The sequence below is a fragment of the Anaerococcus sp. Marseille-P3915 genome (assembly GCF_900258475.1).
GTDB classification, from domain to species: domain Bacteria; phylum Bacillota; class Clostridia; order Tissierellales; family Peptoniphilaceae; genus Anaerococcus; species Anaerococcus kampingae.
This window is the reverse complement of record NZ_LT984887.1, coordinates 1,025,130-1,036,466: the sequence shown is the minus strand read 5'-3', so window position 1 is coordinate 1,036,466 and position 11,337 is coordinate 1,025,130. Positions and strand designations below refer to the sequence as shown.

Sequence of the window (11,337 nt, the reverse complement as noted above, 5' to 3'; positions counted from 1 at the left end):
AGCTTAGAGAGAAGATGGTTGGTGAAAATCTTACTTACGACTAGGTGAAGGTTGTTTTCGTATATGTTAGTGTAGCATGCATAAATGCAAAAGAGAGTCTTTTTATAAAGAAATTTAGGTGGTAACGCGATAATTCGTCCTATTAAGCGCTACCGCCTTTTTATATTGAAAGGAGAAATGATGGATACTAAATATAATCCACAGGATTTTGAAAAGAAAATTTACCAAAAATGGGAAAATAATGGATATTTTAAGGCAAAGGTAAATCCGGACAAAAAGCCATTTACAATTGTTATGCCACCACCAAATGTTACAGGTCAACTCCATCTTGGTCATGCCCTAAATAATACCCTACAAGATATCATAATTAGATATAAGAGGCTTGCAGGATTTGAAGCTTTATGGATACCTGGAACAGACCATGCATCTATATCTACAGAAGCAAAAGTAGTTGGTAAAATTGCTGCTGAAGGCAAAACAAAGGCAGATCTTGGAAGAGCTGGATTTTTGGAAGAAGCTTGGGACTGGACCCATAAGTATGGTGGCACAATCAAAAAGCAACTTAGAACTATAGGTGTTTCTTGCGATTGGGACCATGATTCCTTTACAATGGATGAAAATCTAACAAGAGCTGTTAAAAGAGTTTTCAAGAAAATGTATGATGATGGTCTAATTTATAGGGGTAATAGGATTGTAAACTGGGACCCAATGGCAGAAACTGCAATCTCTGATGCAGAAGTTTACCATAAGGATCAAAAGGGCAAGCTTTGGTATATCAAATACCACTATGAAGATTCCGATGACTTTATAACAATAGCTACAACCCGTCCAGAAACTATGCTAGGTGACCTGGCTGTTGCAGTAAACCCAGAAGATGAACGTTTTAAGGATAAAATTGGAAAAAATTTAATCTTACCACTAGTAGGTCGTAAGATTCCTATAATTGCAGATTCCTACGTAGATATGGAATATGGTACAGGTTGTGTAAAAATTACCCCATCCCATGACCCTAACGACTTTGAAGTAGGTGCTCGTCACGACCTTGGCCAATGTGTAGTCCTTGATTCCAAGGCCCACATAGTAGATGGCTATGGTAGATATTCTGGCATGGAAAGATACGAGGCGAGAAAAGCAATGCTTGCTGATCTTGAAAAAGAAGGCCTACTTGTAAAAATAGAAGAAATCGACCACGCTGTTGGATATTCTGAAAGAACAGATGTTGTAATAGAGCCACTTATTTCAAAGCAATGGTTTGTAAAGATGGATGGCTTTGCAAAAATGTGTATAGATGCCTATAATGATGGCGAATTAAAACTAATTCCTGATAACCTATCCAAAACCTATATGAACTGGCTAGAAAATATCAGAGATTGGACCATATCACGTCAATTGTGGTGGGGCCACAGACTTCCAGTATTTTATACAGAAGATGGAGAAGTCATCGTATCAGAAGAAATGCCAGATGAAAACGGCATGCTAGAGGGTAAAAAAGTAACACAAGATGAAGATACACTTGATACCTGGTTTTCATCAGCCCTTTGGCCATTTGCAACCCTTGGTTGGCCTGAAGAAAACGAAGAATTTGACTATTTCTTCCCAACAGATATCTTAATCACAGGTTATGATATAATATTCTTCTGGGTAATAAGAATGGTCTTTGCTTCCCTTTATACAACTGGAAAAGTTCCATTTTCTCACGTTTTATTCACCGGTCTAATTAGAGATAGTCAAGGCAGAAAGATGAGTAAGTCCTTAGGAAATGGTGTAGACCCAATAGATGTAGTTGAAAAATTTGGTGCAGATGCCCTAAGATTTACCCTAATCACAGGCAACTCTCCAGGAAACGATATGAGATATGATGAGGATAAGCTCCTTGCATCAAGAAACTTTGCCAATAAATTGTGGAATGCATCTAGATTTGTCCTAATGAATATAGATGAAAATGATAAGCTTGACGAAAACTTTGGAGACCTATCCCTAGAGGATGAATGGATTCTAAAGAGACTAAACCAAGTAATAGAAGATGTATCCAAAAACTTAGACAAGTATGAAATAGGTCTTGCAGCAGATAGGATAGAAGATTTTATCTGGAATGAATACTGTGACTGGTATATAGAATTCGCAAAAATCAGATTATATGGCGACAATCCTGAAGAAAAATTACAAGTTAAGAAGGTATTGCTTTACGTTCTTAAAAACATGCTCATCCTTCTTCATCCATTCATGCCATTTATAACAGAAGAAATCTACTCAGCACTTCCAAACAAAGATGACATGCTAATTGTAGAAAAATGGCCAGAAATAAGAGAAGCATATAATTTCGTAGAAGAAGAAAAGAATGTAAACTCAGTAATAAAGGCAATCACAGCCATAAGAAACCAAAGATCAAGCCTAAATGTACCTGCAAAAACCAAACAAAAACTTACAATCCTAGCAGAAAATGAAGCAAATAAGGCCCTAATCGAAAAGATCAAAGCCCAATTTATAAATCTAGCAAGCGCAAGTGAAGTAGAGGTAGAAAATAAGGCTGACTATAAAATTGAAGATGATGGCATGGTTAAGCTAGTATTTAACGAATTTTCTGTATATATGTCTTTAGATGAGCTTATGGATTATGATAAGGAAAGAGCTCGTCTAAAAGATGAAATTAAAAAGCTAGAAAGTGAAATAAAAAGAGCAGAAGGCAAGCTTTCAAACAAGGGCTTTGTAGATAAAGCACCAGAGGCAGTAGTAAATAAGGAAAGAGAAAAACTTGAAGGCTACAAGGATCTCCTTCAAAAAACAAAAGAAAGCCTAGAAGAAATTAAGGATAAGTAATGTACGGTGAATTTGCCTATATTTATGACAAATTATCATTTGATATAGAATATGAAAAATATGCTAATAATATCAAAAAATTAATAAAAGAATATGGGATTGAAAGAGAAAGGATGCTAGAGCTAGCTTGTGGCTCTGGCATGCTTACCAATCATTTTTTTGATGATTTTAAAGAAATTGATGCCCTAGATTTGTCAAGTGAAATGCTAGATTGTTTTGCATCAAAATATGACAATGACAAGGTAAATCTAATCTATTATGATATGGTAGACTTTGAAAATCCCAGGGCTTATGACCTAATAGTAATACTTCTAGATTCTATAAATTATGTGACAGATCCTAAAGATTTAGAAAAGCTTTTTAAAAATTGCTATAACAATCTAAAAGATGGAGGTCTCTTAATTTTTGATATAAATTCAGAAATGAAAATGAGAGAAATCTTTGGGTCAAATTGCTTTGTTTATGAGTATGAAGATATCTTCTATACTTGGGATAATTATATGGAAAATGACCTAGTAGATATGGAGCTTAATTTCTTTGTAGAAAATCCTGATGGGACCTACAAGAGAATTAGAGAATACCAATGTGAAAGAGTCTACAGCATAGATTATATGGAGAATTTAGCTAAAGATTCTGGATTTATTGATTTGAAAATATTTGATGAGGATACATTAGGAAAGGTGGATGAAGATACTTTAAGAGTATTATTTGCAGCAAGAAAGGCGTGAAAATGAGTATAGGTGTAGTTAAATTTTTTGACAATAAAAAAGGTTTCGGCTTTATAAAATGGGCTGGAGATGATATTTTTGTCCATTATTCAGATATTATAACCGAAGATGAATTTAAAAGACTCGATCAAGGCGATAATGTAGAATTTGAAAAAATTGATGCTCCAAGGGGGCCTCAAGCGATAAAAGTTAAGAAAATTTAAGGATTCCCTCATATTGAGGGACTTTTTTTATGGAATGTAAAAAACTCAAGAAAACTTATAATTGATTAACAAGCTAAATTGTGTTATTATAGAAGCATAAGAAAGACTAACTATTAAAAGTCAAGAGGTGAAATAAAAAAATATAGGGATTGATATAGATAAAAAATGAATAAAAATAGGCACAACAAAAAGACCTAATATTTAATAGATTTTAAATATTGGGTTCATAAGTTTTTTGCTCATGAAATTGTAATTTTTTTCAAAAAAACCTGTAAAAGGTAAAGGCTACACCCTAGCTTCGCTCGCCATTTACAGAAGCTTTATCAAAAATTTGTAAACAGTTAAGCAAAAACTAACTCTGCACTTGATAAGGTTCATTCTTAGTAAGAACAGCAAAAATAGTATGACAAAGCTTTCTAGCAACAGCATTAGTAGCAACTAAATGATGTTTTCCTTCACTAATCTTTTTTTGATAATAATCTGAGAAAACAGGATCACAAAATTCAGCTCTAAGAGCAGATTGAAACAAAGCACGTCTAAGGTATGGAGAACCTCTTTTACTCATATGATTGTAAGTAGATTCATATTCTCCAGACTGAGAAATGCTAGCATCCAAACCAGCATAAGCGACAAGTTTAGAAGGATTAGAAAATCTTTTAATATCACCAATTTCACCTAATATAGTAGCTGCATTAACAGAACCGATACCTGGAATAGTAGTAATTGGAGAATTAAGTTTTTCAAGTAAAACCTCAATTTCATTCTCAACATTAGAAACCTGAGTTTGAATAAAAGAAATTTGCTCAATAAGCATTTTGATTTGAAGACTAAAAGAATCCAGGCAGAAATTAATACCAAAAGAAGAAGAAGCCTTTTTAGAAAGCTCATCAATCTTCTTAGAAGCATAGTTTTTCTTAGAAACAGATTCAAGAAAAGTATTCAAATCATCAGAATTAATATCCTCAAAATCAGAAGGAGTAGAGAAATTTGAAAGAATTTCCTTAGAAGTCTTCCCAAAAATATTACTAAAAGAAGAGGCGTATTCAGGAAAAACTTGATCTAAAAGTGCAATAGTTTTTCTTTTAAGATCGCCAATTGAAGAAATGAGGTAGGACCTAAATCTGGAAAGATTCCTCAAAGACAAATAATCTTCATTAGAAAGTGAAGTCTCAACGAAATCTCCATATCTAAGAAGATCAGCTATTAAAAGAGAATCAATAATATCAGTTTTTCTCTTTCTGATTTCTACACCTTGTCGCCAACCGTCAGTTTGGATTGGATTGATAACACGAACAGTAAAGTTTTTTTGGGCAAGATATGAGTATAGAGATAACCAATAATGACCTGTAGCTTCCATACCAACTTCAAGTTCATTTTTGAAAGCTTCTAGTTTAAGGACTAAACTCTCAGCGCCATTAATGGAATTTGAAAAAGAAAAAGCCTTAAAAATAACCTTTTTCTTGTCATCAACTAATGAAGCAACATGAGTATTTTTACCAATATCGATACCTAAATAGAACATTTGAAACCTCATAAAAAAGTATTTTAGATAGACACCTCAAAATCTAATAACGTTACTGCCTTATGGTATATACGAAGTACCCTGAAAGGGTCAACATCTAACTTATTCGTAAACAGTTAAAAGATTAGAGGACTCACTCTTTCAAGTACGAGATTAAATCTCAAGGAAGTGACGAGTACACTCTATCTAATAACAATATTATACAGTAAATCTGAATAATACTTAGTCGAAAAAGGCTTATAGGTTACCTTTAACAACCTAAATACATTATATAAGGAAGACTTATGGATTTTTTAGATGGTGTTTTTTCTAAAGTAAGCAAGGCTTCTAACAAGGTTAGCGAGTCTGCAAAAACAAAATTAGAAGAAAATAAACTTAAAAAAGAATATAAAAATTTGGAAGAAGAGATGAACCAAGCTCTAAGATTACTAGGGTGTGAGGTCTATGATAGGCTTGAAAAAGGTGAAAGTCTGCCTGATTTTAAGGAAGAAAGAGAAAATATAAAATCTTTATATGAAAAACTTACAAATTTAAATAACCAAATAAATATCATGACCAATGCCACTAGGAAGTGCCGTAATTGTGGGGCAATTTATGAAGCAAATTCAAATTTTTGCCCAATATGTGGACAGAAGAGAGAACTAAATGGATAAGTATTTTTTAAAAGAAAAATGTCCTCATTGTTCTCATAATCTAAAAATAGGATATAAGTATTGTCCAAATTGTGGGATTTTAGTTTCTAACGATGGACCTAGGGTGAAGAGGACTTCATTTTTAGGCAAAAAAGATTTGACCAGAGAAGATATTCCCTTAGCAAAGCCTTTGCTAAATATGTATGATAGCCTAAGTAAGAGCATCAATGCTTCAGATAAAATTCTAAATGCAGATATATATCCTCTTATAGTTAAAATTGGAGAAGAAGTTGAGCTTTTAAAATTTAATAAGGAAATTATTCTAGAAGATGGTTCGATTTTGGCAAATGATTACAAGGGCTATTATTTTAAAGGAAATCCTAATTCAAATTCATTTGTAAATAAGAAATTAATAGATCCTAATAAGAAATATTATCTATTAAATAATGATCTAATTGAAGTAAATAGCTTATCACTTGTATACACTATCTTAGACCAGGAAGATGTCAAGTGGTGTAAAACAAAACTTGGTGAAGATTTTACACTAGATGTAGATTTTATAGAATATCAAAATGACAGATTATATATAAAACCTTCATCAAATGGACTTTACCTAAATAATAAAAAGATTTATGATGAAATTTTATTTAATAATAAGGATTTTGTACTAAACGATTCGAGGATGTTTATACTTAAGGATAATAATTTATTCTATCAAGATAAATTAGAAGATTATCAGAAAAAATCCAAGGCTATATTTGCTGTAAATATAAGCAAGGATGATTTCCTAGATGTAGATATAAGAGAAAAAGTAGTTATGACAGAAAATGGGCCCAAAACTCTCCTTAAGGATATAAAATTCAAGGCCCAACCAGGAGAGCTTATCCTAGTTTTAGGATCATCAGGTGCTGGTAAATCTACTCTTTTTAAAGAATTTTTGAATGAAGATAATGCTAATTCATCTATAAGTATTGGAAATATAGATTTTGCTAGAAATTTCAATTTGGTTAAGAGAATGGTTTCTACTGTACCTCAGTTTGATCTTTCAAGGGATAATGATACTGTTTTTATGACTCTTAAAAATTCTGGTCAGTTGAAATTACCAAGAGATTTTACTAAGGATGAGAACTTATTAGATGATTATGTACTAGAGATACTTAAAATGATGAATCTTGATAGAATCAAAGATTCTCTTGTAAGAGATTTATCAGGAGGTGAGAGAAAGAGGCTATCTATAGCTAGTGAATATATTTCATCACCTGTTGTATTTTTGCTTGATGAACCAGATTCTGGTCTAGATGGCTATAATGCTAGGTCTATCATGGCTAATTTAAGGACCATAGCAGATAATGATAAGATAATAATGCTAATATCTCATAGTCCTGATAGGGTCATTGAATTATTTGATAAGATATTGGTCCTAGGTAAGAGCCAAAGTGAAAATTGCGGCAAGCTTGCCTTTTATGGAAGTCCTAAAGATGCGATGGAATTTTTTGCTACAAAAAACATCGAGACAATCGTTGATAGGCTCTTAGAAGACACAGATTATTATATAGATAAATTTAGAAGAGGGGGAGAAAGTGAATTACCTATCTAAGAAAGAACAGATAAAAGTATATTTAGGAAAATTAATTAGAGATTTTAAGAATAAGTCAAAGCTAATAATCCTACTAGGAGCAGTAACAACTCCAGCTATAGTTAGGATAGTTACAGGAGATGATAGCTTCCTTACAACATCATCTGATGCAGGAACTGCTGTTTTTATCCTGGCTTGTGCTTGCTTATGGCTTGGAATATTTAACTCCATTACTTCAATTTGTAAGGAAAGAGATATAATAAAGCATGAATATAGGGAAGGCCTTGACATAAAATCTTATATAGCGAGTCATATGATATTTGGTCTTTTAATATGTTTTATAGAATCCTTGATAATTACTGCATTGCTTACAGTTTTCTACCACCAAAATATTGAAAACTATTTTGTACTGGTAGGTTTATTTATAAGTTTTTTCCTTATAATTTATGCAGCAAATGCGCTTGGTATTTTAATTTCTGCCGCAGTCAAAAATACAGAAATTGCAATGACAGTAATGCCATTTGTTTTGTTAATTCAATTGGTTTTAGCAGGAAATATTAAGCTTGAAAAATTATACCTACAAGCTATATCATGTCTTATGATAAGTAAAAATGGTTATGATGCGATCTTAAGATTGACAGGCTTTACTGAAAGGCCGGGTTCATTTCCAGGTGTAGGAAAGTTTATAGACTATAGTAACGTAAGTCATTTTATAGTTTGTTGGCTTGCACTAATTGCCCTATCAGCCCTAAGCGGTTATTTGGCGGGAGTGGTTTTAGAAAAAAATATAAATAAATAAAGGTCTTGCTTTGGCAAGGCCTTTTACTTTACTAAATTATAATCATATAAGTCTACGCCAGGAGCAAGAGTTAAATCTTTATAACCTAAATAATCTAAGATTGCTAGGGCCTTTCCTGCTCGGCCGTTTGTTCTACAATGAACAACGAGCTTATCACTCTTATCAAGGTCAATATCATTTTCCATAATTTTATCTAAGGGAATATTTATAGAATTTTTGATATGGCCATTTTTATATTCTTCTTCACTTCTTACATCAATAATTTTATATGAATCATCAAGTTTTAATAAGTCATCACCAGTAATTTCTTTTATATGCATTAAATCTCCTTTTTTATGTATTATACTTCAAAAATATTATTGCTATTATTGTTTAAAAAATGACTCTTTTTGGTAAAAGTATATAGAGGTGAGTTATGGATATATTATTAACAGGCTTTGATGCCTTTGGGGATGAAAAAATAAACCCTGCTAGTTTAGTTTTAGAAAAGATACCAAAAATAATAGGAGATGCTAAAATACATAAACTTATAATTCCAACAGTTTTTGGGAAATCAGCAAGTCTTATTGAGGAGAAGATAGAGGAAATTAGACCAGATATAATTATTTCCCTAGGCCAGGCTGGTGGCAGAAGCCATATTACTGTTGAAAGAGTTGCTATTAATATTGATGATGCATCGATAGATGATAATGAAGGAAATAGACCAATTGATAGGATAATAAGAGAAGATGGGGAACCTGCATATTTTGCGACAATACCAATTAAGGCTATTATTAATAAATTACAAGAATCAAATATTCCAGCATCTATATCAAATACTGCAGGAACCTATGTATGTAACCATGTAATGTACCAAGACTTGTATTTAGCAAATAAGTATAAAAATATAAGGGCGGGCTTTATTCACCTACCCTTCTTACCAGACCAAGTAGTGGATAAAAATGGCATGGCATCAATGGATTTACAAACTATGGTAGCGGCTATAAAGCTTGCTATAGAAACAAGCATAGATTTTGATGGGAAAGAAGATATAAAAATAGGATTAGGAAGGACACATTGATATGAAGATTTTAATAGCAGTATTGATATTATTGATGATTCCTCAACTTTATTATTTTAGAAAAGAAAGATTTTATAAGTCACTTTTGATGGCGAGTAAGTATTTTAAGAGGCTGACAATAAAAGAAGATGAAAGTAATGAGGACTTACTACTCACTAATACCGACGGTAATGATATATTTGTAAGAATTTATAAGGCAGAAAATCCTAAGGCTCTTGTGCAATTAGTTCACGGTATGGGAGAGCATGGTGGAAATTATGATCATTTTGCAAAATATCTAGCTAAAAACGGATATCTAGTTGCAGTTTCTGATCATAGGGGTCATGGAAAATCTTTGTCAAATACTTATCCAAATGGTTATATGCAAAGAGCAGAAGAACTTGTAGATGATCAAGTTATGCTAAGCAAATATTTAAAAGAAACATATCCTGAAAAGAAACTTTATATGTTGGGTCATTCTATGGGTTCAATGGTAGTTAGGTTATTTTTAAGAAAAAATGACAAACTAATTGATAAACTAATAGTTACAGGAACTGTACCAGGCAATCCTATAGCAGGTTTGGGAGTATTTTTCTTAAATATTCTATGTTTTTACTTCGGAGAAAAACACGAGAGTGGAATAATTGATTATATAGTCGGAACAGGCAAGGGGATAGACTTTATATCTTTTGACCAGGAAAATATTAGAATTAAAGCAAATGACCCTTTAAGAATCTCTAATTTTTCTTTAGCTTATTCAAGGGCTTTAATCGAGCTTAATCAAAAGTTAACTAAAGCTAGGTCTTATGAAGTTAAAAATCCCGACCTTGAGATATATAACTTGGTAGGAGAAAGCGATCCAATTACAAAAGGGCCTAAGGGAGTAAAATCTAGTTTAGATTTTCTCAAAAAACTAGGATATAAAAATATAAAATCTAAAGTATACAAGAATATGAAACACGAAGTATTAAACGAAACTGATAAAGAGATTGTTTATAAGGATATTATCGATATTTTTGATAATAAGGATTTAAAATACTGAAATTAAACACATATAAGATTTGCTATTTAAAGAATTGATATAAGTGGTAAATTATTAAAAAGAGAAAGAATAGGGGTAATATGGAAAAATTGATTAAAGTCCTACCTTTAGATGATGTGGAATCTATCACATCGATAAACGGTGGCGATGTTAATGAAACTTATAGGCTTAGATCTGATGGAAAAGATTATTTTCTAAAAGTACAAAAAAATACAGATGAATCTTTCTTTGCTGGGGAAAGAGCAGGATTAGAGATTTTTGAAAGAGAGGGGATAAATGCCCCAAGAGTCTTAGCTAGTGGGTCAAATGATGGTAGTGGCTTTATGCTTTTAACCTATCATAAGGAAGACACTATGGGAAGCCAGGAAGATTTAGCAAGGCTTGTTGCTAAAATTCATACCATAGAAAGTCCAAATGGGAAATTTGGTTTTGATTATCCTTATAGGGGAGCAGGAACAATTTTCACAAATGAGTACAAGGATACTTGGAAAGAAATATTTCTTGAACAAAGGATGGATAAACTTAGAGATGAGTTAGCTTCAAGCCTTTTGTGGGATAAGAAAGACCTTGAAAGATATGACCAGGTAAGAAAAGTTATTGAAAAGGAACTTGATAGTCACAAATCAAGGCCAGTCCTTCTTCATGGAGATCTTTGGGCAGGGAATTTTATGTTTGATGAAAAGGAAAAGCCTTTAGTATTTGATCCAAATCCACTATATGGTGATCGTGAGTTTGATATTGGAATCTCAACAGTATTTGGAGGTTTTGGTAAAATTTTCTACAAGGCCTATAGGGATGAGCTTCCTCTATATGTAGGTTGGGAAAGAAGAATAAACTTTTATAGACTCTATCTATTAATGGTTCACCTCTTAAAATTTGGGCCAGTTTATGATTCATCAGTAAATGATGTAATGAAAAATATATTAAATTAAGTGCTTCGGCACTTTTTTTATTGCTTAACTTTATATCCTCTAAGAGT

Annotated in this window: 11 protein-coding genes; 9 read left to right on the top strand and 2 right to left on the bottom strand. The window is 32.3% G+C overall.

Annotated features, from left to right (window positions below):
* Nucleotides 1–180: 180 nt before the first annotated feature.
* From C8269_RS05145 to C8269_RS05135, 3 genes are read left to right on the top strand one after another with little or no spacing between them, the layout of a single operon-like run.
* A complete protein-coding gene (locus tag C8269_RS05145) occupies nucleotides 181–2,817 on the top strand; it encodes a valine--tRNA ligase (RefSeq protein WP_106460671.1) in 2,637 nt (878 codons plus the stop codon).
* Nucleotides 2,817–3,545, top strand: a complete 729-nt coding sequence (locus C8269_RS05140) for a class I SAM-dependent DNA methyltransferase (protein WP_106460670.1) — start codon at nucleotides 2,817–2,819, stop codon at nucleotides 3,543–3,545. Before C8269_RS05145 ends, C8269_RS05140 begins: the two co-directional genes overlap by 1 nt.
* A 2-nt stretch (nucleotides 3,546–3,547) precedes the next feature.
* A complete protein-coding gene (locus tag C8269_RS05135; protein WP_106460669.1) occupies nucleotides 3,548–3,748 on the top strand; it encodes a cold-shock protein in 201 nt (66 codons plus the stop codon).
* A gap of 352 nt (nucleotides 3,749–4,100) precedes the next feature.
* Here the strand turns inward: C8269_RS05135 and C8269_RS05130 are convergent, their stop codons facing one another.
* Nucleotides 4,101–5,270 carry an IS110 family transposase gene (locus C8269_RS05130; protein WP_106460365.1) on the bottom strand — a complete coding sequence of 390 codons (1,170 nt, stop codon included), beginning with the start codon at nucleotides 5,268–5,270 and terminating at the stop codon, nucleotides 4,101–4,103.
* 284 nt (nucleotides 5,271–5,554) lie between these two features.
* Between C8269_RS05130 and C8269_RS05125 the strand changes: the two genes are divergently transcribed.
* The 3 genes from C8269_RS05125 to C8269_RS05115 are packed head-to-tail and all read left to right on the top strand — an operon-like array spanning nucleotide 5,555 to nucleotide 8,277.
* Nucleotides 5,555–5,923: a hypothetical protein gene (locus C8269_RS05125; protein WP_106460668.1), complete on the top strand. Its 369-nt coding sequence runs from the start codon at nucleotides 5,555–5,557 to the stop codon at nucleotides 5,921–5,923.
* Entirely contained in the window at nucleotides 5,916–7,499 is a 1,584-nt protein-coding gene (locus tag C8269_RS05120; protein ID WP_106460667.1) for an ATP-binding cassette domain-containing protein, read from the top strand. Before C8269_RS05125 ends, C8269_RS05120 begins: the two co-directional genes overlap by 8 nt.
* Nucleotides 7,483–8,277, top strand: a complete 795-nt coding sequence (locus C8269_RS05115) for an ABC transporter permease (protein ID WP_158698382.1) — start codon at nucleotides 7,483–7,485, stop codon at nucleotides 8,275–8,277. Before C8269_RS05120 ends, C8269_RS05115 begins: the two co-directional genes overlap by 17 nt.
* Nucleotides 8,278–8,300: 23 nt before the next feature.
* On the opposite strand, the gene C8269_RS05110 is transcribed toward C8269_RS05115, so the two are convergent.
* Entirely contained in the window at nucleotides 8,301–8,597 is a 297-nt protein-coding gene (locus C8269_RS05110) for a rhodanese-like domain-containing protein (protein ID WP_106460665.1), read from the bottom strand.
* 95 nt (nucleotides 8,598–8,692) lie between these two features.
* On the opposite strand from C8269_RS05110, the gene pcp reads away from it, so the two are divergent.
* The 3 genes from pcp (at nucleotide 8,693) to C8269_RS05095 (ending at nucleotide 11,290) form a co-directional block, all read left to right on the top strand.
* On the top strand, nucleotides 8,693–9,337 hold the full coding sequence (gene pcp / locus C8269_RS05105; protein ID WP_106460664.1) for a pyroglutamyl-peptidase I: 645 nt from the start codon (nucleotides 8,693–8,695) through the stop codon (nucleotides 9,335–9,337).
* A gap of 1 nt (nucleotide 9,338) precedes the next feature.
* Nucleotides 9,339–10,358 (top strand): alpha/beta fold hydrolase, encoded by a 1,020-nt coding sequence (locus C8269_RS05100; RefSeq protein ID WP_106460663.1) that lies wholly within the window; start codon nucleotides 9,339–9,341, stop codon nucleotides 10,356–10,358.
* An 80-nt stretch (nucleotides 10,359–10,438) separates the two neighbouring features.
* Entirely contained in the window at nucleotides 10,439–11,290 is an 852-nt protein-coding gene (locus C8269_RS05095; RefSeq protein WP_106460662.1) for a fructosamine kinase family protein, read from the top strand.
* Nucleotides 11,291–11,337: the final 47 nt, after the last annotated feature.

Bases quoted from the DNA above. Each gene is read 5' to 3' on its own strand.
- C8269_RS05145 (WP_106460671.1), top strand. From the start codon at position 181: ATGGATACTAAATATAATCCACAGGATTTTGAAAAGAAAATTTACCAA.
- C8269_RS05140 (WP_106460670.1), top strand. From the start codon at position 2,817: ATGTACGGTGAATTTGCCTATATTTATGACAAATTATCATTTGATATA.
- C8269_RS05135 (WP_106460669.1), top strand. From the start codon at position 3,548: ATGAGTATAGGTGTAGTTAAATTTTTTGACAATAAAAAAGGTTTCGGC.
- C8269_RS05130 (WP_106460365.1), bottom strand. From the start codon at position 5,270: ATGTTCTATTTAGGTATCGATATTGGTAAAAATACTCATGTTGCTTCA.
- C8269_RS05125 (WP_106460668.1), top strand. From the start codon at position 5,555: ATGGATTTTTTAGATGGTGTTTTTTCTAAAGTAAGCAAGGCTTCTAAC.
- C8269_RS05120 (WP_106460667.1), top strand. From the start codon at position 5,916: ATGGATAAGTATTTTTTAAAAGAAAAATGTCCTCATTGTTCTCATAAT.
- C8269_RS05110 (WP_106460665.1), bottom strand. From the start codon at position 8,597: ATGCATATAAAAGAAATTACTGGTGATGACTTATTAAAACTTGATGAT.
- pcp (WP_106460664.1), top strand. From the start codon at position 8,693: ATGGATATATTATTAACAGGCTTTGATGCCTTTGGGGATGAAAAAATA.
- C8269_RS05100 (WP_106460663.1), top strand. From the start codon at position 9,339: ATGAAGATTTTAATAGCAGTATTGATATTATTGATGATTCCTCAACTT.
- C8269_RS05095 (WP_106460662.1), top strand. From the start codon at position 10,439: ATGGAAAAATTGATTAAAGTCCTACCTTTAGATGATGTGGAATCTATC.